The sequence below is a fragment of the Jatrophihabitans lederbergiae genome, assembly GCF_031845305.1.
Classification (GTDB): Bacteria; Actinomycetota; Actinomycetes; order Mycobacteriales; family Jatrophihabitantaceae; genus Jatrophihabitans_A; species Jatrophihabitans_A lederbergiae.
In genome coordinates this window covers 1-22,628 of record NZ_JAVREH010000021.1, presented here as the reverse complement: position 1 = coordinate 22,628, position 22,628 = coordinate 1, and the positions used below count along the sequence as shown (strand labels likewise).

Genomic DNA, 22,628 nt, shown 5'->3' with positions numbered 1-22,628 from the left:
CCGGCCGCCTCAGCCGCGCGAGCTTCTCCCACGCCTCGTCGGCGGCTGTACCAATTAGCCGCGCGAGCTTCGGCACGCCTCGTCGGCGGCTGTGGCAGCGCGGAGGAGGGTGCCCTCGGACCACCGCGGGCCCATCAGCTGCAACCCGACCGGCAGGCCGTCGTTGCCGGGGCCGATCGGAATCGAGACGGCGGGCAGCCCGGCGAGATTGGCCGGCAACGCCAGCGCGCACCAGGCATCGAAAGATTCCGGCACCGGGGCGCCATTGACCGTGGCCGGCGCCAGCCGTCCCACCTCGAACGCGGTCACCGGCATGGTCGGTGTCAGCAGCACGTCGAAGTCGGTGAAGAACCGCGCCCAGCGGGTGTGGTAACCCTCGCGCAGGTGCTGGGCATCGAGGTAGTCCGCCGCGCTCAGCCGCGCCCCGGCCCGGATGATGGCGGCGGCGTCCTTGCCGACCAGGTTCCCTCGCTCGCCGTCGAGCAGCGGTTCCTCGGAGGCGAAGCCCTCGGGTAGCGCGATGGAATCCCACAGCGCGCACGGGTCGATCGGCTCCGGCCGGGCCTCGGTGAGCACCGCTCCGGCATCGCTGAGGGCGTCCATCGCGGCTCCGAAGGACGCCCGCACGTCGGCGTTCAGCTCGGCGAAGCCCAGGTCGGCCGACACCGCTACCCGCAGCCCTGCCCACCCGCCGCTCGAACCTCCGGCGGGAGCCGACACACCGGTCAGGTAGTCCGCGGCCGGTGCGGGATAGCTCAACCGGTCGTGCGCCGACGGTCCCGCCATCACCGACAGCGCCAGCGCCAGGTCGCGGACCGAGCCCGCGATCGGCCCGGTCACCGACAGCGTCGGCCAGCCGCGGAACCCCGGAAGTTTCGGAACGAGCCCGAACGTCGGCTTGAGCCCGTACGTGCCGCAGAACGCCGACGGGATCCGGATCGAGCCACCGCCGTCGGTCCCCACCGCGAGCGGAACCATGCCCGCGGCGACCGAGGCCGCCGCCCCGCCGCTGGAGCCACCGGGCGTCCGGTCCAGCCGGCGCGGGTTGCGGGTCAGCCCGTACAGGTCGTTGTCGGTGATGCCGCGGTAGCAGAACTCCGGATTGTTGGTCTTGCCGACGATGATGGCGCCCGCGTTGATCAGTCGCTCGACGCAGGCGCAGGTCTCGTCCGGCACGAAGTCGGCCAGTGCCCGGGAGCCGTTGGTGGCGGATAAGCCACGCACCCAGACATGGTCCTTGACCGAGATCGGGACGCCGGCGAGCGGGCCGCCGCGGCTGCCCGAGTCCACTTCCGCCGCCTGCGCCACGGCCGAATCCGCCACGACCACGGTGAACGCGTTGAGCTCGCCGTCGCGCTCCTCGATCCGGCCCAGCGCGTCCGTCACCGTCTGGACGGCGGAGGTCCTGCCGGCCGCTATGGCCGTGGCGGTCGCCCAGGCGTCCATCACACGAGCCGGTGCTGTGCGGCCGCGCTCTCCAGGTCCGCCTGCTCCGCCGCGGCCACTCGCCGCTCGGCATCGAGGTCGATCGAGCGGCTGAGCACGAAGTAGAGGATGCCCGCGACCGGCAGCCCGATGAACAGCGAGATGTCCGCGCCACCGAGCGCGTCGGCGATGAACCCGGTGAACAGCGTGCCCACCGCGAAGAACGGGATCATGACGACGAACCCGACCAGGTAGGAGACGATTCCACGCCAGCCCCACCGTCCGTAGATGCCGCGTGGGTTGAAGATCTCGGCGATGGCGTAGTGCCCGCGCCGGACGATGTAGTAGTCGACCAGGTTCACCGCTGTCCACGGGATGAACAGGTAGAGCACCAGCAGCAGGAAGTTGTTGAAGTTGGACAGGAAGTTGTCGGTGGCCAGCAGCGCGCCGACCAGCGACAGCGCCGCTGTGATGCCGATGGTGAGCGCACGGACGCTCGTGGTGGGCCGGACCTTGGCGAAGGAGTCGATGGCGCTGATCAGCGTCAGCGACCCGCCGTACATGTTCAGTGCGGTCACCGAGATCAGGCCGAGCGCGGCGAACAGCAGCACGATCGGCCCGAAGCCCGGGAACAGCTTGTCCGCGGCGGTGTTGATCGAGGCGATCGCGTCGAACTTCGGGGTGTTCGCCCAGGCTGCGAGCAGCGCACCCAGCACATCAGCCAGCCCCCGCCGAGTGCTGACCCCCAGTACGTCCAGTAGAAGGTCTTGCGGACGGTGACGTCCGGCGGCAGGTAGCGCGAGTAGTCCGAGACGTAGATCGCCCAGCTGATCTGGTAGCCGGCCACGACGCCGAACTGGGCCAGGAACGGTGTCCACCTGAAGCCGCCGAGGTCGAAGGAGCCCGCCGGGTAGTGCAGCGCGAACAGCACCACGAGGGTGAAGAGGCCGAAGATCACCAGGAAGGTGTAGGTCAGGAACCGCTCGGCACGGTGGATGAGGTCATAGCCGACGAGGGCGATGACGAACGCGATTCCCGTCACCACGACGACCCACAGCTTGGTCGCGCCGTGCACCGTCTTGCTCAGCGACTGCCCGGCCAGGATGGTGTTGAACACGTTGAAGCCGGCGTACTGGACGTAGGCGAACAGCCACACCAGCAGCGCGCCGAGATAGCCGAACTGCGGCCGCGACTGGATCATCTGGGGCAGGCCGAGCTGCGGTCCCTGGGCCGAGTGGAACGCCATGAACAGCGTTCCCAGTAGCGTGCCCAGCACGATGGAGATCAGGGACCAGAGCAGGTTGCCACCCCCGGTAATGCTGATCAGCCCCACCGCCAGAGTCGCGATCTGGGCGTTGGACATGAACCACAGCGGCCCGAGGTGCCACAACTTGCCGTGCCGCTCGTCCAGCGGGACGTAGTCGATGGACCGGACCTCGACGCCGCTGATCCGCGGCTGAGAACTTGTCATGCTTATCACTCTGGCCTAGATCAGGGTCAAGATCCAGGAGCACATCAGGAGCACATCGGGCGCAGAACGCGGCATAGCGGCCCTGTTTTCCTGCGCTTGACGCGCGGACGCCACACTGACGCGGTGACACTACGCACCGTGGGAGTCGAAGAGGAACTGCTGCTCATCGACGGCGGAAACAGCCGGCCGGCCGCTGTCGGGCCTGAGGTCGTCGAGGCGGCGGCGGGAAGCGACCACCCACTGGAGCACGAGCTCAAACAGGAGCAGGTCGAGATCGGCTCGCGGCCGAGCACCTCGATTCCGGCAATCCTCGCCGAATTCAGAGAACTGCGCTCGGCCGCTGCTCGCGCGGCGCAGGCGCGCGGCGCCACCATCGCCGCCGTCGCGACCAGCCCGTGGAAGGTCGAGCCGCAGACCACACCGGACGATCGGTATGCCCGGATGACGGAGCGATTCGGACTGCTGGCGCGCCAGCAACTGACCTGCGGGCAGCACGTGCACGTCGCCGTGGCGTCCCGGAATGAGGGAGTCGCCGTCCTGGACCGGATTCGCGGCTGGCTTCCGGTACTCACCGCGATCTCGGCCAATTCACCGTTCTGGCAGGGCCAGGACACCGATTACGCCAGCTTCCGAAGCGTGCTGTGGGGTCGCTGGCCGACCGCCGGCCCGACCGACCCGTTCGGCGACGAGGCCGGCTATGACCAGGCCGTTCGCGAGCTGATCGCCTCCGGCGCGGCGATGGACGACGGCATGATCTATTCGACGCCCGGCTGTCGGCGCGCTACCCGACCATCGAGATCCGGGTGGCCGACGTGTGTACCGACGTCGAGGACGCGGTCCTGATCGCGGCACTGGCCCGGGCGCTGGTCGACACCGCCAGTGCCGACTGGGTGTCGGGTAAGCCGACCCCGGCGATCCGGACGGCACTGCTGCGCGCCGCGTCCTGGCGGGCTGCCCGTTCGGGGCTGAGCGGGGAGCTGATCGACCCGCGGTCGGGCGCGCCGGTACCTGCCTGGACGCTGCTGGAGGACCTGCTCCAGCTGCTCGCCGCCGCCCTGGAACGCAGCGGCGACGAGGGCCTGGTCCGGGGCGGATTCACCCGGCTGCGCGAACACGGCACCGGCGCGGACCGCCAGCGGGTGGCATTCGGGCCGCGGCAGAGTCTGGAAGATGTCGTATCAGACACCAGCCGACGGACGCTGTCGAGCTGAATTCTGCGCCAGTTCGCTCGACTACGATGGACGCCGGCCCCGCCCACCACCATCAGGAGTTCGACTGTGACCAGTACAGCCTCGATCCGCCCGAGCGCAGCCACCAGGGTTGCGGGGATTGCGGTTGCGGTGGTGACCCTCGCGGCAGGGCTGAGCGGCTGTTCCAGCGACGGCAAGAAGGCGTCCGAGACGTTTTCCGCATCGCCGGTCGCCCCGTCCTCGACCGCCCCGATCACCTTCAACGGCGTGACGGTCACCGGCGGCTCCGAGCTGACCGCCAAGCCGGCCGTGACGTCCAAGTCGAGCACGGCTCCCGCGTCGCTGCAGGTGAAGGATCTCGTGGTGGGAACCGGAGCGCCCGCGAGGCCGACCTCGACGGTGACGGTGCAGTACGTCGGCGTCCGGTATGCCGACGGCAAGCAGTTCGACGCCTCCTGGGACCACGGTGGCGCGGTCGGGTTCCCGCTGCGGCAGGTCGTGCCCGGTTTCACCCGCGGCATCGGGGGTACCACCGGCATCGCACCGATGAAGGTCGGCGGCCGGCGCGTGATGATCCTGCCGGCGGCCCTGGGCTACGGCAGCACCGGCACCCAGGACGGCAGCATTCCGCCGAACGCGCCGATCGTCTTCGTGGTCGACCTCGTCGGCGTGAAATAACGGCCGATTTTAGGCGGCCAATACTTAACACGGTTGGTACACTGGACCACTTCCGTCCACCGGGGCGGAACCTCGTCGTCACAGTGGCCTGGTCTGCTGGAGGTACCCGCAACGAAAAGGCGTCGGGAACGCACGTTGCTCCACATGGCAGGAGACCCGATGGAAACGCACGACTTCGAGAACGCGGTGGCCGACATGGCCCGTCGACAGGCTGAGCGGCTGCGCGACATGGGGTATCACTTCGCCGCCGCGGAGGTGGACGCGCTGATGCCGTACTCGGCCGGTGACGAGGAGTACGTGCCGGCCGAGGCGATGAGCGCGTAAGCGGGTACTGAGCGCGTGGATGGCAGCGTGCCGTGCGGCATGCTGGTGGCAACCACGTTCGAGGAGTGATTGCCCATGCCCGTAAAGAGCCGCGAGATCCTGCTCGCCGCCCGGCCGGACGGAGAGCCGGTGGAGTCGGACTTCCGGCTGGTGCCCACCGAGCTTCCCGACCCGGAGCCGGGACAGGTGCTGGTGCGCAATCTGGTGATGTCGGTGGACCCGTACATGCGTGGGCGGATGAACGACGTGCCCTCCTACGTGCCGCCGTGGCAGCTCGGCGAGCCGGTCGACGGGGGAGCGGTGGGAGAGGTGATCGCCTCGGCGGCACCGGAACTGCCGGTGGGCTCGCTGGTCCTGCACGGGCTCGGCTGGCGTGAGCACGCGCTGCTCCCGGCCGCTCAGGCCAGGCGGCTGGAGCCGCTGGAGGGCCTGTCGTCCTCCCGCTACCTCGGCGTACTCGGCATGCCCGGCCTGACCGCGTACGCCGGTCTGTTCGAGGTCGGGGCGTTCCAGCCCGGTGATGCCGTGTTCGTCTCGGGAGCTGCCGGAGCCGTCGGGAGCCTGGTCGGGCAGTTCGCCCGGCTGCGCGGCGCGGGCCGGGTCGTGGGCAGCGCCGGCTCCGCCGACAAGGTCCGCTACCTGACCGAGGAGCTCAGCTTCGACGCGGCGTTCGACTATCACGACGGTCCGGTTCGTACGTTGCTGCGCGAGGCCGCTCCCGACGGCATCGACGTCTACTTCGACAATGTCGGCGGCGAGCATCTCGAGGCGGCCATCGGCGCGTTCCGGTTACGTGGCCGCGCGGCGCTCTGCGGGGCGATCTCGTCCTACAACGACACCGAGCCGGCTCCCGGCCCGCGCAACCTCGCGCTGGCGATCGGCAAGCGGCTCACGCTGCGGGGTTTCCTGGTGGGGGACCACGGCCAGCTGCGGGACGAGTTCGCCGGCGCGGTCCGCGGCTGGCTGCGTTCGGGCAAGCTGGTGGCCCGCGAAACCGTCACAATCGGGCTCGACAACGCGGTTCCGGCGTTCATCGGGATGTTGCGCGGCGCAAACACTGGCAAGATGGTTGTTCGCCTCGCCGACGACCCGGCCGGGGCCTGAACACCGACGATCGATCCTGAAGGGAGCGCCCTCATGGCGACTTTTGCGCAAGAAGAACACGGGTACTCTCTCAACGCCACCGACCGCTGCGACCGCTGCTCTGCGCGCGCCGCCGTGGGCACCCTGATGCCCGGCGGGGGCATCCTGCTCTGGTGCGCCCACCACTACGACGAGAACGAGGCCGCCCTGACGGCCGGCGGCGCCGTCGTGGTCGCCGACGGCCGGAAGGACTGAGCCGAGCACCCGCGCGGTAGCCGGCTGCCGCGCGGGCTCCCAGCCTGCAGGCTGCGCTTACGGCCGGACGACGACCACCGGGCAGGGACCGTTACGTACGCAGTACTCCGCCACCGAGCCGAGCAACATGCCGGGGAACGCCGCCCGGCCCTGAGCACCGACGACGAGCAGCGAGGCATTCTCGGCCTGGGTGAGCAGCGCCGGCCCGGGTGGGCCCTCGATGACGTGCTTGTCGACCTCGAGGTCCTCGAATCCCGCCAGCGCATCGGCGAGGACTTCGTCCAGGATCTGGGCGGTGTCCTCGGCAAGATGCACCGTGGGCGGCAGCCGGGTCAGGTAGTTGGGCCACCGCCAGCTGGCTACGGCGCGCAGCGTCGCCCCGGTGAGCGTGGCCTGCTGGGCCGCCCAACGTACGGCGTCCCCGCTCGAGGACGACCCGTCGACTCCGACCACCACCACGGGGACGGGGGCCGTCATCGCGGGGGCTCCGTGCCGGTGGTGCCGCCGCTCTGGATGGCGTGGTCCTGGACCCGGAGCGGGCTGACCTGGCGCCAGAGCAGGAACAGCAGGCCCATGATCAGCATGCCGATGCCCAGCCACAGGTTGATGTTGATGTTGCTGGCCTTCTGCTTGTCAGCGTCCGAGGTGAAGAAGCCGGCGATGGTGAGCATTATCCCGTACAGGGTGAACAGCCCGCCGATGAGCAGCCGGATGTCGAAAAGCTTGGACGCCGCCGACTGCGGGGCATCACTGGTGCCGGTGCCGGTGCCGGTGCCGGTGTCGTTTCCGGTGCGAGTGCCGGCTGCCGGCTGGCCGCCGGCGGCCGTCCGCTTGCGGGGTGACCCGGAAGAGGCCGCCGTCGCTCCTGATTTGCGTGCAGACATGGCTGCTCCTTACGCGAAGATGATGGACAGGACGATGACGATGCCGATCGAGGTCGTGGCCAGCAGCTTGGGGGAGGCCCACCAGGCCGGCTTCGGCACGCTGTCGGGATCGGGGGCATTGGGATCGTGTACGCCCCAGACCAGGCCGGCGAGTTCGGACACCGGCTTGCGTTTGGTCACCATCGTGACCGCGACGGTGACCACCACGTCGGCGAGGAACGCCGTGATCGCCCCGTAGAAGTTGAGCATCTGCGCGTTGATCGTGGAGTGGGTCGGATCGAACACGCCGCCCTTGTAGAAGTAGGCGATGTGGTAGCCGCCGAAGTGCATGGCGCCGGCTCCGATGGTCCCGGCGACCAGGCCCCAGAAGCCCGCCCATGGCGACGTCCGCTTCCAGAACATCGCGATGATGAAGGTGGCGAAAAGCGGGGCGTTGAAGTATGAGAACAGCAACTGGATGTAGTTCATGATGTTGCTGTAGCCCGAGGCGATGAACGCGGTGACGATGCCGATCAGGATGCCGAGCACCGTGACGACGCGTCCGACCTGCAGGTAGTAGCTGTCCCGGCGGCCCTTCACCACGTACGTCTGCCAGATGTCGTAGGTGAACACCGTGTTGAACGAGCTCACGTTGGCCGCCATGCCGGCCATGAAGGCCGCCAGCAGGCCGGCCAGCGCGATGCCCAGCGTGCCGTTGGGCAGGAACCGGTTCATCAGCAGCGGGATCGCGTCGTTGTAGGTGAGGTCCTTGGTCTTGCCCAGGTTCGGAATGAGCACCAGGGCGATCAGGCCCGGGATGATCGTCAGGGCCGGAATGAAGATCTTCGGGAACGACCCGATCAGTGGGGTCCGCTGCGCCGCCGAGAGGTCCTTGGCCGACAGCGCCCGCTGGACCTCGGCGAAGTTGGTCGTCCAGTAGCCGAAGGAAAGCACGAAGCCCAGGCCCATCACGATGCCGATCCAGTCGCCCAGCGGGTTCGTCCAGTGTCCGACGTTGGTTCCCGACCAAGTGGAGAACGAGTTCGAACCGAGCGCGGTGTGGGTTACCTTCTCTTTCAGGCCGCTGTACCCGCCGACGTTGTGCAGGCCGATGACGACCAGCGGGATGAGGCCCGCGATGATGACGAAGAACTGCAGCACCTCGTTGTAGATCGCGCCCGAAAGGCCACCGAGGGTGATGTAGGCGAGCACGAACAGAGCGGACACCAGCACCGATACCCAGATCGGCCAGCCGATCAGCGCATTGATGACCAGGGCCAGCGCGTACAGGTTGACGCCCGCGGTCAACACCGCGGCCGCGGCGAAGCTGCCGGCGTTGAAGAGGTGCGTCGCGGGATTGAACCGCCGGAGCAGGAACTCCGGCACGGTGCGGACCCGGGAGCCGTAGTAGAACGGCATCATCACGATGCCCAGGAACACCATGGCCGGCACGGCGCCGATCCAGTAGAAGTGCAGGGTCGACATGCCGTACTGGGCGCCGTTGGCTGCCATACCGAGGATCTCGATGGCGCCGAGGTTGGCCGAGATGAAGGCCAGCCCGGTGACCCAGGCAGGCAGCGATCGCCCGGACAACAGGAAGTCCTCGCTGGTGGCGACGGCGCGTCTGGCCATCACCCCGATACCGACCACCAGGATGAAGTAGATGGCCAGAATGGTGTAGTCGAAGAGGTTCACATCGAGTCGAAGCACCGGTGTACCTTCCCGTCGGCCGGGGCTCACCGGCAGGCTGTGTGCAGTGCACGGGCCAGCTCACGGTACGGCGATGCCTCGGCAGCCGCGGGCACATTGAGGTCCCGTACCGGCTACCGATTTGAGCCGTCAGCTGGAATTTACCCAGCTGTAAGCGGTTTGCAAAGGGTCGCCTCAGATTGGCCAGGTGTGTACGGGCTCGTTCGAGTGCATGTGCTCGACGTAGCGGCCGAGCATCTCGCGCAGTGCCTCACGTCGATCGAGCGGGCGCTTCTCGCTGTCGATCTGATGGAAGGTGCGCACCTGCCACTCGGCGCCGTTCAGGTGCTTGATGCAGCGCTGCTCGATGATGCCCAGCAGCCGGTCCCGGACCGCCGGATCGACATTCCAGCGATCCAGTCCCTCGTACGCCATCGGCAGCAGCTTGCGTAACACCAGCTCGGTGGCCGGCACCTCGCCCAGTCCGGGCCAGTAGAGGTGGGAGCTGATGCCCTGCCTGGCCCCGGCGTAGAAGTTGTCCTCGGCTGCGGCGAACGACAGCCGGGTCCACAGCGGGCGGTCCTCCTCGGCGAGGTAGCGCAGCATGCCGTAGTAGAAGGCGCCGTTGGCGAGGATGTCGACGACGGTGGGCCCCGCGGGCAACACCCGGTTCTCGACCCGCAGGTGCGGCTTGCCGCGGAAGACGTCGTACACCGGGCGGTTCCAGCGGTAGATGGTGCCGTTGTGCATCCGCAGCTCGGACAGCTTCGGAGTGTCGCCGCGGCCCAGCACGGCGGCCGGGTCCTCGTCGTCGCAGATCGGCAGCAGGGCCGGAAAGTACGTCACGTTCTCTTCGAACTGATCGAAGATGGAGTTGATCCAGCGCTCGCCGAACCACACCCGGGGACGAACGCCCTGTGACTTCAGCTCGGCGGGGCGGGTGTCGGTGGCCTGCTCGAACAGGGCGATGCGGGTCTCGCGCCACAGCTCCTTGCCGAACAGGAACGGCGAGTTGGCGCCGAGGGCGAGCTGCACGCCGGCGATGCTCTGAGCGGCGTTCCAGTTGCTGGCATACGCCTGGGGGCTGACCTGCAGGTGGAACTGGACGCTCGTGCACGCCGCCTCGGGAGCGATGGAATCGGCGAACGTCGAGAGCCGCTCCGGTCCGTCGATGGCGATCTGCAGGTCCTCGCCGCGGGCAGCGAAGATCTGCTCGTTGATCAGCTCGTACCGGGCATTGGCGCTGAGCGACTTACCGGTCAGGTCCTCGGCGGTGAGCGTGGGAAGGATGCCGATCATGACGATGTGGGCGCCCTCGCCGCTGGAGCGCCGCTCGGCGTCGTTCAGGCTGGCCCGCAGGTCGGTTTCGAGCTCTTCGGCCGAGCGCCCCGCCAGGCCCCGCGGCGGGACGTTGATCTCGATGTTGAACTGGCCGAGCTCGGTCTGGAAGTCCTCGTTGGCGATCGCCTGCAGCACGTCGGCGTTGCGCATGGCCGGGTCGTGGTCGGCGTCGATCAGGTTGAACTCGATCTCGAGGCCGGTCATCGGCCGCTCGAAGTCGAATTTGGCCTCGGCGAGCATGCGCGCGAACACGTCGAGGCACTTGCGTACCTTCTCGCGGTATTGCTGCCGGTCCTGACGTGTGAACTCGGTGCTCTCGACTTCTTCGCCCATGCCAGCACCTCCCAGATGGCTTCCGGCCTGATGGATTCCGATACAGCTTGGCAGAGTTTCGTCGCCGTGGACATGCGGCCGGGTAGCCGCGGAGTGCGGCCCCGATCGTGGGCTTCGATACCAGGCACACCGTCGAGGGGCCGAGCTGGACCTCAGCACGGGTGCGTGGTCCGCCGGCCGGCTGATCGCGGCGGCGCTAGAGCGGTGCCGGCCGGCCGAGCAGGTAGCCCTGGCCGTGCGTGCAGCCCAGCGCGCGCAGCGAGGTGAGCTGCTCCTGGGTCTCGATGCCCTCGGCGACCGTGGTGATCTCGAGTTCCTGGCACAGCGTGATGACGCTGCGGACGATGGCGCGCGCGCTCCGGTCGACCGTGATCGGGGCTACGAAGCTGCGGTCGATCTTCACCGTGGACACCGGCAGATCCCGCAGCAGCGACAGCGACGAGTAGCCGGTGCCGAAGTCGTCCAAGGCGATCTGGACGCCCAGGTCGGCGACCTCGCACACCTCCTTGATCGCGGCGGGGGAGGCATCCACCAGCGCGCTCTCGGTGATCTCGAGGTGCAACCGGCTGGCGGCCAGGCCATAGGCGTCGAGGTCGTGCTTGATCTCGGCCACGAGCTGCCCGCGACCCAGCTGGCTGCCGGAGGCGTTCACCGCGACCCAGCGCGCCCAGCCGCCGGTCAGCCGGGTATCGGCCGCCGCCCGGCAACTGGCGTTGAGCATCCACCAGCCGAACGGGACGATCAGGCCGCTCCGCTCGGCCAGCGGGAGGAACTCGCCGGGGTCCATCAGGCCGTGTTCGGGATGCCGCCAGCGGATCAGCGCCTCGTAGCCCACCGGGATGTTGTCGGACAGGTCGACGATCGGCTGGAAGTACGGCACCAGCCCGCGGTTCTCGCCGAGCGCGAGGCGCAGTGACCGCTCGAGCTCCAGGTCCTGCAGGGTGGCCGGCTTGTCCTGTGTCGGGTCATACACCTCGACGCGCGCCCGGCCACGCCGCTTGGCGCGCAGCAGCGCCATGTCGGCCTCGCGCAGCACCTCGTCCGGATGGACGTGAGCGCTCGTCCCGACGGTCACTCCGATGCTGGCGCCGATGGTGTGCAGGTGCCCGCGGATCACCACCGGCTCGTCCAAGGCGGCAAGCAGTCGCCTGCCCAACTCGCGCAGCGCCTCGGCATCGTCCTCGCCGGGGACCAGCGCCACGAACTCGTCACCGCCGACGCGACCGAGCGTGCAGCCGGCCGGCAGCGCCTCGCGCATCCGTCTCGCGACCAGGATCAGCAGCTCGTCGCCGGCCTCGTGGCCCAGGCTGTCGTTCACGGTCTTGAACCGGTCCAGGTCGCAGTAGAGAACGCCCGCCGGCCGGCCCGACGCCAGGCAGTCCGAAAGCCGGTCCTCGAACTCGATCCGGTTGGGCAACTCGGTCAGCGGGTCGTGGGTGGCCCGGTAGGCGAGCTGGTCCTCGGCCTTCTTGCGCTGGCTGATGTCGTTGAGCTGGCCGACGATGCTCTGGACGACGCCCTCGGCGTTGCGGATCACGCCGACGTGCAGTTGCGCGAACACCACGTCGCCGGCGGCATCAAGATAGCGCTTCTCGGTCTCGTAGCCGTCCTCGCTGCCGTCCAGCAGCGCCTGGAAGTACGGCGCGTCGCCGTTGACGTCGTCGGGATGGCTGAAGTCGGCGAAGCGCGTCCCCAGCAGCTGGTCGCGCGAGTAACCGAGCATCGCGGTGAGCGCGTCGTTGGTCTGGGCCAGCGTGCCGTCGAGGTTGATGATCGCGGCGCCGATGGGGCTGCGTTCGAAGGCGACCTGCCAGCGGTTCTCCGCGTCCTGCCGCCGGGTCTCGGACTGCTGACGCGCCCGCGAGTCGGCGATGGCGACGGCAGCCTGGTTGGCGAACAGCTCCAGGACGGTGCGCTGCTCAAGGTTGGGCCGTCGCCCGCCGGCCGGCTGGTCCACGCTGAGCACCCCGAGCAGAGCACCCTCCGGGCCGATCAGCGGCGCCAGCAGGGCGTCCTCGGGATGCCAGCGTTCGTGGTCCACGTCGGGCGTCGCGCCATCCGAGCCGTCCGGCACCCAGCTCGCCACCCGGTCCATCATGGTCTGGTCCCGGTCGTGGCTGAAGAACCGCAGCGAGTTCCACGGCTCGGCCGCCTCCAGAATGTCGAGCCAGTACTGCAAGGGGCTGGACCGGCCGAGCAGCTGCCGGACCTCCGGCGGCCCGGCGACTGCCTGGATCCGTACGACGCCGTCTTCGCCGAGCACGTTGATGGCGGCCGCGCCGAATTGCAGGAACTCCACGGTCGCCTCGGCGATGCGTCTCAGCGTCTCGTCGACATCGCCGCTGGTGCCCAGCTCACGCACCACACTGAGGAGCCGTTCGAGCCACGACCTCCGCAGGTTCGTGACCTCTATCGGCGAGCCCATGGGCAAAGTTTCACACAAGCTGCACGCAGGAACCACCCGGCGGGGCTCTGATGACCCACATTGGGATGGTTATCGACCGGCTGTGCCCTTCGGGCCATCCCACCGGCTGAGCCCTAACGTGTTTGATTGTCGGTTCCCCCGCGTGAAAGGGTAGGTGCCATGGCCGCCGAACAACAGGATCCAGCAGCAGACGAAAGCGCGGACGCGCCTGAGGACGACGTCAAGTCGAAGTTCCGCGAGGCACTGGAACGCAAGCGCGGCCAGCACGCGGACGGCGTCGGCGGCGGCGGGCCCAACTCCGGCAAGGTGCACGACGTGCATTCCCGCGCCGGTGGCAAGCGCCAGTTCCGTCGTAAGAGCGGCGGCTAGCTTTTCCCATCCGGCATGCGTCACACTCCGCGCGTAGGTATTATCAGCACTTCACGTACGTACCACGCTTCAAAATCGCACGGCTGCGCTTGGGGAAGACGTTGCCGTCGAAGTTGCGGAGGTGCGCGATGTCTGCTGCTCATGTGGCGTCACCCACCAGAGGTGTGGTGTTCGTCCACTGCTGCCCGCCCGCGATCGGGCCCCACGTCGAGTGGGCGCTCGCGGGCGTACTCGGCCGACCCTGCAAGCTGGAGTGGACGGCACAGCCTGCCTCGCCCGGTCAGCTGCGTGCCGAGGCGACCTGGGTGGGCCCGATCGGGATGGCAGCGAAACTCTCCGCCTCGCTGCGCGCTTGGCCGATGCTGCGGTTCGAGATCACCGAAGAGGGCACCAGTTCCACCGATGGTGAGCGGCTCGCCTACGTCCCGGGACGGGGCTTCCACCGCAGCGCGGTGTCGGCCAACGGTGACGTCGTGGTGGGCGAGGAGCGACTGCGCGGGCTGCTCACCAGGGCGAAGTCGGCAGACGAGTTCGCCCATGGCCTGCACGAGATCCTCGGCTCGTCGTGGGACGCCGAGCTGGAGCCCTACCGGACGGCCGGCGACGGCTCCCCGGTGATCCTGCTCCACAAAGTGGTGTAGCGCGCCTGCCGAGCCGGCTACAGCTTGTGAAAAAGTAGGGCGGCGTTGTGCCCGCCGAAACCGAACGAGTCGTTGAGCGCCGCGGTGACGGTCATCTCACGGGCCTTTGTCGGCACGTCCACGGCCAGGCCGTCCTCCGGGTCGTCGAGGTTGATGGTCGGCGGCACCACGTCGTTGGCCACGCTCAGCACGGTGGCGATCGCTTCGATGGCGCCGGAGGCTCCGAGCAGGTGACCGGTCATCGACTTGGTCGCCGAGACGACCGTCTGCTCCCCCAGCATGTCGGCCAGCCAGGTGGCCTCGGCCATGTCACCCGCTGGGGTGGAGGTGGCGTGGGCATTGACGTGCACCACGTCGGCCAGCGCGACGCCGGAGCGCTCGATGGCGATCCTCGCCGCCCGGGCCTGGCCGTTGCCCGCCGGGTCGGGCTGGACGATGTCATAGGAATCGGCGGTGATGCCGGCGCCACCGAGTACGGCGTACGGCTCGCGGCCACGCGCCCGCGCCGAGGAGAGCCGCTCCAGCACCAGGATTCCGGCGCCCTCGCCGAGCACGAAGCCGTCCCGGCCCTTGTCGTACGGGCGGGAGGCCCGCTCGGGCTCGTCGTTGCGGGTCGACATGGCTCGCATCTGGGCGAACCCGGAGATGGTCAGCGGGTGGACGCAGGCCTCGGTGCCACCGACGACGACGACGTCTGCCCGGCCGAGCTGAATCAGGTCCAGGCCGTACGAGATCGCCTCCGCGCCGGACGCACAGGCGCTCACCGGGGTGTGGACGCCCGAGCGCGCCCCGACCTGCAGGCCCACGTACGCGGCCGGTCCGTTGGGCATGTTCATCGGGATCATCAGCGGCGAGACCTTGCCGGCACCCTTGGCGAGCATCACGTCGTGCTGGAAGATCAGGCTCGTCACGCCGCCGATACCGGTGCCGATCACGACCGCAACCCGTGCCGGGTCCAGGCCGTTCTCTTCACTGGTGCCGGTGAAGCCGGCGTCCTTCCACGCCTCAGCCGCGGCGACGAGCGCCGCCTGCTCCGCCCGGTCGAGCCGGCGCGCCTTGACCCGGGGCAGGATCTCGGCGGGGTCGACGGCCATCGGCGCGGCGATGCGCACCGCGATGTCAGCGGCCCAGTCCTGTTGCAGGGCAACCACGCCGGAGGTGCCGTCGAGCAGCGCGGACCAGTACGAGGCCACGTCACCCCCGAGCGGAGTCGTCGCACCGAGCCCGGTAACCACCACCGGGTCGCTGGTGTTCGTCAGGGTCTCGGTCATCGTTCGCTTCCTTCGCGCTCGGGGCTGATCGTGGTCTTCCCGGGAGTGCTCGACTGGCTGGCTTGCTGGATCAGCTCGGGTTCGCCGCGATGTAGGTCACCGCGTCGCCGACGGTCTTGAGCTTGGGCAGTTCCTCGTCCGGGATCTTCACGCCGAACTTCTCTTCAGCGGCCATGGCAACCTCGACCATCGACAGCGAGTCGACATCCAGGTCGTCGGTGAAGGACTTCTCGACCGTCACGTCCGACTCGTTGACATCGGCGACCTCGTTCAGGATCTCCGCCATACCGGCCAGGATCTCTTCGTTTGATGCCACTTGTTTACCTTTCTACATCGGACGAAACGCTGTCCGGTGGTTGTCGTCCGGCCCCGGTCGGGGCGAACGCGGTGCGCGTGCGCGCGGTGAATCATTCTCGCGCCGTACTGCTTACGGCGCGAGAATGACCGTGCCGGCGTACGTCAGACCGGCACCGAAGCCAAGCAGCAGGACGGGAGCGCCGCTGGGGATCTCACCGTTCTGCAGCATCTTCGACAGCGCGATCGGAACCGATGCCGACGAGGTGTTGCCGGAGGTCACGATGTCGCGGGCGATCACGGCGTTGGTGGCGCCCAGCTTCTTGGCGACCAACTCGATTATCCGCAGGTTCGCCTGGTGCGGGACGAAGGCGGCAAGCTCGCTGGGCGTGAGGCCAGCGGCCTTGCAGGCCTCGATCGCCGCGGTGCCCATGTTCGAGGTGGCCCAGCGGAACACCGTCTGGCCCTCCTGGCGCAGGGTCGCGGTCTCGCGGTCGGTGCTGATGGCCGCGGCGTTGTCGCCGTCGGAGCCCCACACCACCGGGCCGATGCCGGGCTCGGAGCTGCTGGTGACCACGGCCGCGCCGGCGCCGTCGGCGAAGATGATGCCGGTGCTCCGGTCGAAGAGGTCGACGTAGTCGGTGAGCTTCTCCGAGCCCACCACCAGGACGGTGCGGGCCTGCGCGCTGGTCACCGCGCTGGACGCGGCGGCGATGGCGTAGACGAAGCCGGCGCAGGCCGCGTTGAGGTCGTACGCCCCCGGCGACTTGATGCCGAGGCGGGCGGCCAGGGTGGCTGCCCCGCCCGGGACCTGCTGCTCACCGGTACAGGTCGCCAGGATCACCAGATCGACGTCCGCGGCCGTCATGCCCGAGGTTTCCAGCGCCATCACGGCGGCCTTCTCGGCCATGTCGATCATCGAGTCGTCGGTGGCGAACCGGCGCTCGGCGATGCCCACCCGGCTCTGGATCCACTCGTCGTTGGTGTCCACGCCCCGGGCCACGATGTCGTCGTTGGTCATCACCGTCGGTGGCTGGTAGTGGCCCACGCCCACCACCTTGCTGCCGGGCAGGTGCGGCTGGCTGGCAAGTTGCACGGTCATCCTTCGGTCCTCGCTGACATCGCCGACACCCGTGCCACCGGCAAGCCGGCGCCGACGATGTCTCCATTTGATCTGAGCCACTCTATGAGCACGCCGGCTGCCGGGGCGACGATGGCGAGCTCGTCCCGGTCCGTGCGGACGGTTCCGATCCGGGTGCCACCGGCCACCGGGACGCCCTCCGCCAGCCCATGCGCACGGGTGAAGATCCCGTTGCCCGGCGTCAGGACGACCGTTCCATCGGTCCCGGGCGCGCTGTCCACCTGGCTGTCGATCAGTTGCTGCGCCTTCGCGAGGTCGTCCGGGCCGCGCATCGCCAGCAACTCGACACCCGGCAGTTCGCGCTTGGCGATTCCGGTCAGCGCCTTCGCCGGTGGCAGCTCGATGGCCGCACCGATGTCGAGCGCCCGCATCGTGTTGAGGCAGAGGTCCCACCGGACGGGCCGGGTCACCTGTGCCACCAACCGGGCCAGCACGGTGCGCCCGTCGGTGACTCCGGCGCCATCAGCGTTGGACAGCAGGATCTCGGGTGGGTCCGTAGGCGTCAGCTCGGCTGCAATCGCACGCAGCCGCTGTTCGGCGGAGCGCATGTACTGGGTGTGGAACGCGCCGGCGACCTTCAGCGGGCGGACGCGCGCTCCGGCAGGCGGGTGCTCCACCAGCTTGGCGATGTCGTCGACGTGCCCGGCAGCCACGATCTGGCCCGCGCCGTTGCGGTTCGCAGGGGTGAGGCCGGCCTGGATGACGGCCGCGATCACGTCCTGCTCGTTCCCACCGAGCACGGCGACCATCGACGTCGGGGTCTCGGCGCACGCGACTGCCATCTCGGCGCCCCGGCGAGCGGCGAAGACCACGGCTTCGGTCGGAGTCAGGGCTCCGGCCAGGGCGGCGGCGGTCACCTCGCCCACGCTGTGCCCTGCGAGTACCACTCCGGTGAAGGTCAGCCGGCTGGCGGCGATCAAGCCGGCCGCCACGATCAACGGCTGGGTGACGGCGGAATCCTGGATCTCGTCGGCATCGGCGGTGGTCCCGAGGCGGGCCAGATCGAGGCCGGCAAGCTCGGAGTACGACGCCAGCTGCTCAGCGACCCCGTCCAGCTCGAGCCAGGGCGCGAGCATGCCCGGAGTCTGGGACCCTTGACCGGGGGCGAGTATCGCGATCACTACGTACACGTTGCCCTGCGGAGGACCCTTCGGGCGAGCACGGCGCGGACAGTGTTCTTACCTGTTGTTTGTAAGGTCCGTACAAACGCTGCGGTGCATCACCACGATGTAAGCGGTTGCGGTGCAGGGGTTTCGCCAATCGGCGCAACCTCGCTGGGCGTGCCAAACCGGTTCAACCTGCCCAAGACGAGGGCAAGCTGGATCGTGAACGCGCCTCGGGCCTCGGTCGGTGCCTGTCCGCAGAGCTCGGCGGCGCGGCGCAGCCGGTAGCGCACCGTGTTGGTATGCACGAACAGCGCCCGGGCGGTCGCCTCGACCGCACGGCCGCCGTCGAGGTAGGTCACCACCGTGTTCAGCAGGACGTCCCCGGCTTCGGCAAGCGGCTCGTAAACGGTGTCGATCAGCTGTTGCCGGGCGTCGGCGTCCCCGGCGATGGTGCGCTCGGGAAGCAGGTCGTCGGCTGTCACCGGACGTGGCGCGGCCGGCCAGCCGGCCACCGCGCGCAGGCCGCTGAGGGCGAGCGCGGTGACGGAGGCGGCACCCGAGACCTGACTGGCCACACCGCCGACGACGACCGGGCCGTCGGCGAACTCATCGAGCACCGTTCGTGCGGCCTGGAGCGGATCACCGACCCCGCCCAGCACGATGACGAGGCGGCCGCCGTGCACACCGGCGAGCACGTCGAGGCCGGCCCGCCGGGCGGCGCGGTGCACAGAGTCCAGCGCCTCGGTCGGGTTCCGGTCCGAGCGGGCGAAGCCGACCACGGCCGTGACGGCGCCTTCGGCCCGCCAGCCCAGCGCGGCGAGTTGGCTGACCGGTGAGCGCTCCTCGCTGGGGCCGACGCCACGCACCAGGCCGTCGATGACCAGAGCCTCCAGCCGAGCGTCCCAGGCACCCCTGGTCTCGGCGGCGCTGGCGTATACCCGCGCCGCGGCGAAGGCGATCTCGCGGGAGAAGCGGAGCATTGCGTCGGCGACCTGCTGCTCCTCGCCGGGGCCGGCGAGGGAGGGGACGTGCTCCTCCACGACGGCGATGGTCTGGCGGACGAGTTCCACGGTCTGCTGCAGGGACACCCGCCGTGCGAGCTCCCGGGGAGCGGTGCCGAAGACCTCACCGGTGAGGCGCAGTGCCTGGCCCGGGGAGCGCAGCCATTCCACGAACGACGCGATGCCGGCTTGGGCCACCAGGGTGACCCACGAGCGCTGGTCCGCGGGCAGTCGGCGGAACCACGCCAGCTGCTCATCCATCCGGGCGACGCTGCGGGTGGCCAGCTCGCCGGAGGACTGCTCGATCCGCCGGATCGTCGCCTCGCTCAGGTTGCCCTCCATTCGGACGAGCATAGGGCGGGTTGCGCCGGCGGCGTGGCGCATAGGGTGGCGCCGTGAGCGCGTTCGACCTTCGCCCGTCGGCGAGCCGGCTGTCGACCCGGACCGAGTGGTTGGACTCGCGGCACTCCTTCGCTTTCGGTCAGCACTACGAACCGGACAACACCAGCTTCGGCGTGCTGCTCGCGCACAACGAGGACGTGCTGGCGCCCGGGGCGGGCTTCGATCCGCATCCGCACCGGGACCTGGAAATTGTGACCTGGGTGGTCGAGGGAGCGCTGGCGCACTCGGATTCCGCTGGTGCCAGCGGGGTGTTGCGGTCCGGACAGGTGCAGCGGATGACGGCAGGCACCGGGGTTCGGCACTCCGAGCGCAATGATTCCGCCGACCGGCCGGTGCGGCTGGTACAGGCGTGGGTGCTGCCCGATGCCACCGGTCTGGACCCGAGCTATGAGCAGCGGGACGTTCGCGAACTGCTGGCCGGTGGCGAGCTCGCGCCCATCGCCTCGGGTTTGGCGCGGCACGACGGTGCGGACGTGATCCGGCTCCATCAGCGCGCGGCGGGCCTGCACGCGGCCCGGCTGCCGGCAGGTGGCTCGGTGACGCTGCCGGTAGCTCCGTTCGTGCACGTGTTCGTCACCCGCGGCGCGGTCACGGTGCAGGTCAGCGGTGCTGAAGGTCGCATGGTGCTGGGGCCCGGCGACGCCTTACGGATAACCGGCGCTGACGGCCGGCAACTGCGAGCCGATGTGCCGGCCGAGGTCCTGGTGTGGGAGATGCACGCGGCTGCCCTGTGACCATCTTCGTTCAGTGCTCTTTGCTCGTACGCTGATCGGGTGCGTCCTGATCTGCAGCTGACCCCCCAGCCCGGCAAGCCAGCCGAGCAGGCCGAGCGACTTACCGAACTGGTGTTGGCCGCCCGCTCCGACGGCGTATTCGTACTGTCCGGCGCGGGGCTGTCCACCGACTCCGGAATACCCGACTACCGCGGTGCGACCGGGCGGCTGCGCCCCGCCACTCCCATGACGTTCCAGGAGTTCACGTCCAGCGCGCGGGCCCGGCAGCGGTACTGGGCGCGCAGCCATCGCGGCTGGCGCACCATCGCCCGCGCGCAGCCGAACGCGGGGCATCGGGCGGTGGCGCGACTACAGCAGGCCGGCCTGCTGAGCGGGGTGGTGACCCAGAACGTCGACGGCCTGCACCAGGAGGGCGGCGCGTACCCGGTGATCGAGCTGCACGGCGGCCTGGACCGGGTGGTGTGCCTGGCGTGCCGCGCCATCAGTGACCGCGACGAGCTGGACGCCAGGCTCACCGCCGCCAACCCTGAACTCCAGCTGGACAACGACAACGACCACCGCAACGACTTTAACCGCGAGAACGACTCGGGTAGCGACCGCGACAACGACTTCGCGAGCAACCAGGCGGTCAAGCCGGACGGTGACGTGGACCTGTCCGAGGACGAGGTTGCCACGTTCCGGGTGGTGGACTGCCTCGACTGCGGCAGCGGCCCGTTGAAGCCCGACGTCGTCTTCTTCGGTGAGAACGTCCCGTCGGAACGGGTCGCCGCGAGCTACGCCCTGGTCGAGTCCAGCGGCCTGGCCCTCGTGCTCGGCTCGTCCCTGACGGTGGCGTCCGGGTTCCGCTTCGTCCGCCGCGCGGCCTCCCGCGGAATCGGCGTGGTCATCGTCAACCAGGGGGCGACACGCGGGGACCAGTACGCCCAGCTCACCATCGACGCGCCGCTGGGCGAGATACTTCCCGCAGTCGCCGAGCGTGCGACTCGAGCCGTTGACAGGACCCGTTCGGCAGCCTTGTGAGCTGAGCCGGAGCCGTCGCCCAGGCAGGGAGCGCATCATGCAGCCGTCGCGGCTGGACGACGTGGCCGGGTTCGCCGACCTGGAGCGGTTCGATCCCGAGGAGCTGCGGGACCTGCAGCTGCGCCGGCTGTCGTGGTCGCTGCGTCACGCCTACGACAACGTCCCCCATTACCGGCAGGCCTTCGACGCGGCCGGGGTCCATCCGGACGACCTGCGCTCGCTGGCGGACCTGGCCCGGTTTCCCTTCACAGCCAAGGCGGATCTCCGCCGGAAGTATCCGTTCGGGATGTTCGCCGTGCCTCGGGAGCAGGTATCGCGGGTGCACGCCTCGTCCGGCACGACCGGCAAGCCCACCGTCGTCGGCTACACCGCGGCCGACCTGGACGTGTGGGCCGGCGTCTTGGCGCGGTCGATGTGGGCCGCCGGCGCGCGGCCGGGGGACCTCGTCCACATCGCCTACGGCTACGGGTTGTTCACCGGCGGTCTCGGTGCGCATTACGGAGCGGAAAAGCTGGGCTGCACGGTCATCCCCGTCTCCGGTGGCATGACAGCCCGCCAGGTGCAGCTCATCGAGGACTTCAAGCCCCGGGTCATCATGGTGACGCCCTCGTACTTCCTGTCCATCCTGGACGAGATGGAGCGGCAGGGCCTGGACCCGACGGCAAGCTCGCTGCGGGTCGGCCTGTTCGGGGCGGAGCCCTGGACCGAGGCGATGCGGGAGGAGATGCAGCGCCGGTCCGGACTGGCCGCGTTCGACATCTACGGCCTCAGCGAGGTGATGGGGCCGGGCATCGGGCAAGAGGCTGCGAGCAGTCCCGACGGCCTGCACCTGTGGGAGGACCACTTCTATCCCGAGGTGATCGATCCGGTGACCGGCGCGATACTGCCGGACGGTGAGCCCGGCGAACTGGTGTTCACCTCGCTGACCAAGCAGGCGATGCCAGTGGTGAGGTACCGCACCAGGGACCTCACCCGGCTGCTTCCCGGCACCGCATATCCGGCGTTCCGGCGGATGGAGAAGGTCACCGGACGCACGGACGACATGATGATCATCCGGGGCGTCAACGTGTTCCCCACCCAGGTCGAGGAGCTGCTGCTGTCGGTGCCGGAGCTGTCGCCACACTTCCAGTGCGTGCTGACCCGACCCGACCGCCTCGACGAACTCACTGTCCGGGTCGAGACCCGGGGCGAGAACTCGAGCGGTTCAACACTCGGCGGCCGGCTGGTCGAGCTCATCAAGGACCGGGTCGGAGTGACGGTGGCGGTCGAGGTGCTCGAGCCGGGGATCATCGAGCGGTCCCAAGGCAAGGCCGTCCGGGTGATCGACCGGCGGTGACGGCCCCGGCGCAAACTGTCGGAGCCGCCGCCTAGATGAGTGAGTCCGTTTGCGGCTCACGCGCGTGTCGCTGCCGGAGGTGGTAGGCGGAGGGCGTCGAAGATCATTTTGTGACGAATAACCTGGACGCCCTCCTGACCGCACTCTACGTCGAGCTCGACGATCGTGTCTTGCCCGCGCTGGGTTGGAGTCGTGATCATCTGCCTGGTCGCAAGCCCGAGTTGACCGACGCGGAG

Annotated in this window: 22 protein-coding genes and 2 pseudogenes; 12 read left to right on the top strand and 12 right to left on the bottom strand. The window is 69.1% G+C overall.

Annotation, left to right across the window (positions count from 1 at the left end):
* Positions 1 to 54: 54 nt before the first annotated feature.
* Together RM423_RS14930 and RM423_RS25675 are read right to left on the bottom strand one after the other, a co-directional pair.
* Positions 55 to 1,446, bottom strand: coding sequence for an amidase (locus tag RM423_RS14930; RefSeq protein WP_311423837.1), 1,392 nt, complete (start codon positions 1,444 to 1,446; stop codon positions 55 to 57).
* A pseudogene (locus RM423_RS25675) lies at positions 1,446 to 2,896 on the bottom strand (purine-cytosine permease family protein). Before RM423_RS25675 ends, RM423_RS14930 begins: the two are co-directional and overlap by 1 nt.
* 123 nt (positions 2,897 to 3,019) lie before the next feature.
* Here RM423_RS25675 and RM423_RS14915 point away from each other — a divergent pair.
* The 6 genes from RM423_RS14915 to RM423_RS14890 all read left to right on the top strand — a co-directional run bounded on the left by RM423_RS14915 (position 3,020) and on the right by RM423_RS14890 (position 6,426).
* A complete protein-coding gene (locus RM423_RS14915) occupies positions 3,020 to 3,739 on the top strand; it encodes a YbdK family carboxylate-amine ligase (protein WP_311423834.1) in 720 nt (239 codons plus the stop codon).
* The gene (locus tag RM423_RS14910) at positions 3,700 to 4,107 is read left to right on the top strand and encodes a hypothetical protein (RefSeq protein ID WP_311423833.1); all 408 of its coding nucleotides are present in this window, start codon (positions 3,700 to 3,702) and stop codon (positions 4,105 to 4,107) included. The genes RM423_RS14915 and RM423_RS14910 overlap by 40 nt, the downstream gene beginning before the upstream one ends.
* Positions 4,108 to 4,173: 66 nt before the next feature.
* Complete coding sequence (locus RM423_RS14905; RefSeq protein WP_311423832.1) at positions 4,174 to 4,764, top strand: FKBP-type peptidyl-prolyl cis-trans isomerase; 591 nt, start codon at positions 4,174 to 4,176, stop codon at positions 4,762 to 4,764.
* Positions 4,765 to 4,923: 159 nt separating this feature from the next.
* On the top strand, positions 4,924 to 5,088 hold the full coding sequence (locus tag RM423_RS14900) for a hypothetical protein (protein ID WP_311423831.1): 165 nt from the start codon (positions 4,924 to 4,926) through the stop codon (positions 5,086 to 5,088).
* 75 nt (positions 5,089 to 5,163) lie between these two features.
* Positions 5,164 to 6,192: an NADP-dependent oxidoreductase gene (locus RM423_RS14895; protein WP_311423830.1), complete on the top strand. Its 1,029-nt coding sequence runs from the start codon at positions 5,164 to 5,166 to the stop codon at positions 6,190 to 6,192.
* A 33-nt stretch (positions 6,193 to 6,225) separates the two neighbouring features.
* Positions 6,226 to 6,426, top strand: coding sequence for a DUF7455 domain-containing protein (locus tag RM423_RS14890; protein WP_311423829.1), 201 nt, complete (start codon positions 6,226 to 6,228; stop codon positions 6,424 to 6,426).
* Positions 6,427 to 6,483: 57 nt separating this feature from the next.
* On the opposite strand, the gene RM423_RS14885 is transcribed toward RM423_RS14890, so the two are convergent.
* The 5 genes from RM423_RS14885 to RM423_RS14865 all read right to left on the bottom strand — a co-directional run bounded on the left by RM423_RS14885 (position 6,484) and on the right by RM423_RS14865 (position 13,077).
* Positions 6,484 to 6,903: a universal stress protein gene (locus RM423_RS14885; RefSeq protein WP_311423828.1), complete on the bottom strand. Its 420-nt coding sequence runs from the start codon at positions 6,901 to 6,903 to the stop codon at positions 6,484 to 6,486.
* Positions 6,900 to 7,310, bottom strand: a complete 411-nt coding sequence (locus RM423_RS14880; protein WP_311423827.1) for a hypothetical protein — start codon at positions 7,308 to 7,310, stop codon at positions 6,900 to 6,902. The genes RM423_RS14885 and RM423_RS14880 overlap by 4 nt, the downstream gene beginning before the upstream one ends.
* Before the next feature lie 9 nt (positions 7,311 to 7,319).
* A complete protein-coding gene (locus RM423_RS14875; RefSeq protein WP_311423826.1) occupies positions 7,320 to 8,999 on the bottom strand; it encodes a sodium:solute symporter family protein in 1,680 nt (559 codons plus the stop codon).
* A 174-nt stretch (positions 9,000 to 9,173) separates the two neighbouring features.
* Positions 9,174 to 10,652, bottom strand: a complete 1,479-nt coding sequence (locus tag RM423_RS14870; protein WP_311423825.1) for a glutamate-cysteine ligase family protein — start codon at positions 10,650 to 10,652, stop codon at positions 9,174 to 9,176.
* Positions 10,653 to 10,848: 196 nt separating this feature from the next.
* The gene (locus RM423_RS14865; RefSeq protein WP_311423824.1) at positions 10,849 to 13,077 is read right to left on the bottom strand and encodes a putative bifunctional diguanylate cyclase/phosphodiesterase; all 2,229 of its coding nucleotides are present in this window, start codon (positions 13,075 to 13,077) and stop codon (positions 10,849 to 10,851) included.
* A 159-nt stretch (positions 13,078 to 13,236) separates the two neighbouring features.
* Between RM423_RS14865 and RM423_RS14860 the strand changes: the two genes are divergently transcribed.
* Entirely contained in the window at positions 13,237 to 13,446 is a 210-nt protein-coding gene (locus RM423_RS14860) for a DUF5302 domain-containing protein (RefSeq protein WP_311423823.1), read from the top strand.
* A gap of 128 nt (positions 13,447 to 13,574) precedes the next feature.
* A complete protein-coding gene (locus tag RM423_RS14855; protein WP_311423822.1) occupies positions 13,575 to 14,087 on the top strand; it encodes a DUF3145 domain-containing protein in 513 nt (170 codons plus the stop codon).
* A 17-nt stretch (positions 14,088 to 14,104) separates the two neighbouring features.
* Here the strand turns inward: RM423_RS14855 and RM423_RS14850 are convergent, their stop codons facing one another.
* From RM423_RS14850 to RM423_RS14830, 5 genes are all read right to left on the bottom strand, one after another.
* On the bottom strand, positions 14,105 to 15,358 hold the full coding sequence (locus RM423_RS14850) for a beta-ketoacyl-[acyl-carrier-protein] synthase family protein (protein ID WP_311423821.1): 1,254 nt from the start codon (positions 15,356 to 15,358) through the stop codon (positions 14,105 to 14,107).
* A 70-nt stretch (positions 15,359 to 15,428) separates the two neighbouring features.
* Positions 15,429 to 15,674 carry an acyl carrier protein gene (locus RM423_RS14845; protein WP_311423820.1) on the bottom strand — a complete coding sequence of 82 codons (246 nt, stop codon included), beginning with the start codon at positions 15,672 to 15,674 and terminating at the stop codon, positions 15,429 to 15,431.
* 111 nt (positions 15,675 to 15,785) lie between these two features.
* Positions 15,786 to 16,754: a beta-ketoacyl-ACP synthase III gene (locus RM423_RS14840; protein ID WP_311423819.1), complete on the bottom strand. Its 969-nt coding sequence runs from the start codon at positions 16,752 to 16,754 to the stop codon at positions 15,786 to 15,788.
* Positions 16,751 to 17,914, bottom strand: coding sequence for an ACP S-malonyltransferase (locus RM423_RS14835; protein ID WP_311423818.1), 1,164 nt, complete (start codon positions 17,912 to 17,914; stop codon positions 16,751 to 16,753). The genes RM423_RS14840 and RM423_RS14835 overlap by 4 nt, the downstream gene beginning before the upstream one ends.
* A 98-nt stretch (positions 17,915 to 18,012) precedes the next feature.
* Positions 18,013 to 19,242 (bottom strand): PucR family transcriptional regulator, encoded by a 1,230-nt coding sequence (locus RM423_RS14830; protein WP_311423817.1) that lies wholly within the window; start codon positions 19,240 to 19,242, stop codon positions 18,013 to 18,015.
* Positions 19,243 to 19,295: 53 nt separating this feature from the next.
* Here RM423_RS14830 and RM423_RS14825 point away from each other — a divergent pair, with 53 nt between their 5' ends.
* The 4 genes and pseudogenes from RM423_RS14825 to RM423_RS26265 form a co-directional block, all read left to right on the top strand.
* Positions 19,296 to 20,036 (top strand): pirin family protein, encoded by a 741-nt coding sequence (locus tag RM423_RS14825; RefSeq protein WP_311423816.1) that lies wholly within the window; start codon positions 19,296 to 19,298, stop codon positions 20,034 to 20,036.
* Between the two features lie 39 nt (positions 20,037 to 20,075).
* A complete protein-coding gene (locus tag RM423_RS14820) occupies positions 20,076 to 21,056 on the top strand; it encodes a Sir2 family NAD-dependent protein deacetylase (protein ID WP_311423815.1) in 981 nt (326 codons plus the stop codon).
* Between the two features lie 37 nt (positions 21,057 to 21,093).
* A complete protein-coding gene (paaK, locus tag RM423_RS14815) occupies positions 21,094 to 22,392 on the top strand; it encodes a phenylacetate--CoA ligase PaaK (protein WP_311423814.1) in 1,299 nt (432 codons plus the stop codon).
* A 110-nt stretch (positions 22,393 to 22,502) separates the two neighbouring features.
* Positions 22,503 to 22,628: pseudogene (locus tag RM423_RS26265) on the top strand (IS982 family transposase); the annotation flags it as partial.

Excerpts from the sequence above, each read along its gene's own strand:
- paaK (WP_311423814.1), top strand. The coding sequence starts at position 21,094 with ATGCAGCCGTCGCGGCTGGACGACGTGGCCGGGTTCGCCGACCTGGAG.
- RM423_RS14865 (WP_311423824.1), bottom strand. The coding sequence starts at position 13,077 with ATGGGCTCGCCGATAGAGGTCACGAACCTGCGGAGGTCGTGGCTCGAA.
- RM423_RS14830 (WP_311423817.1), bottom strand. The coding sequence starts at position 19,242 with ATGGAGGGCAACCTGAGCGAGGCGACGATCCGGCGGATCGAGCAGTCC.
- RM423_RS14860 (WP_311423823.1), top strand. The coding sequence starts at position 13,237 with ATGGCCGCCGAACAACAGGATCCAGCAGCAGACGAAAGCGCGGACGCG.
- RM423_RS14895 (WP_311423830.1), top strand. The coding sequence starts at position 5,164 with ATGCCCGTAAAGAGCCGCGAGATCCTGCTCGCCGCCCGGCCGGACGGA.
- RM423_RS14855 (WP_311423822.1), top strand. The coding sequence starts at position 13,575 with ATGTCTGCTGCTCATGTGGCGTCACCCACCAGAGGTGTGGTGTTCGTC.
- RM423_RS14840 (WP_311423819.1), bottom strand. The coding sequence starts at position 16,754 with ATGACCGTGCAACTTGCCAGCCAGCCGCACCTGCCCGGCAGCAAGGTG.
- RM423_RS14880 (WP_311423827.1), bottom strand. The coding sequence starts at position 7,310 with ATGTCTGCACGCAAATCAGGAGCGACGGCGGCCTCTTCCGGGTCACCC.
- RM423_RS14900 (WP_311423831.1), top strand. The coding sequence starts at position 4,924 with ATGGAAACGCACGACTTCGAGAACGCGGTGGCCGACATGGCCCGTCGA.
- RM423_RS14870 (WP_311423825.1), bottom strand. The coding sequence starts at position 10,652 with ATGGGCGAAGAAGTCGAGAGCACCGAGTTCACACGTCAGGACCGGCAG.
- RM423_RS14930 (WP_311423837.1), bottom strand. The coding sequence starts at position 1,446 with ATGGACGCCTGGGCGACCGCCACGGCCATAGCGGCCGGCAGGACCTCC.
- RM423_RS14890 (WP_311423829.1), top strand. The coding sequence starts at position 6,226 with ATGGCGACTTTTGCGCAAGAAGAACACGGGTACTCTCTCAACGCCACC.
- RM423_RS14850 (WP_311423821.1), bottom strand. The coding sequence starts at position 15,358 with ATGACCGAGACCCTGACGAACACCAGCGACCCGGTGGTGGTTACCGGG.
- RM423_RS14885 (WP_311423828.1), bottom strand. The coding sequence starts at position 6,903 with ATGACGGCCCCCGTCCCCGTGGTGGTGGTCGGAGTCGACGGGTCGTCC.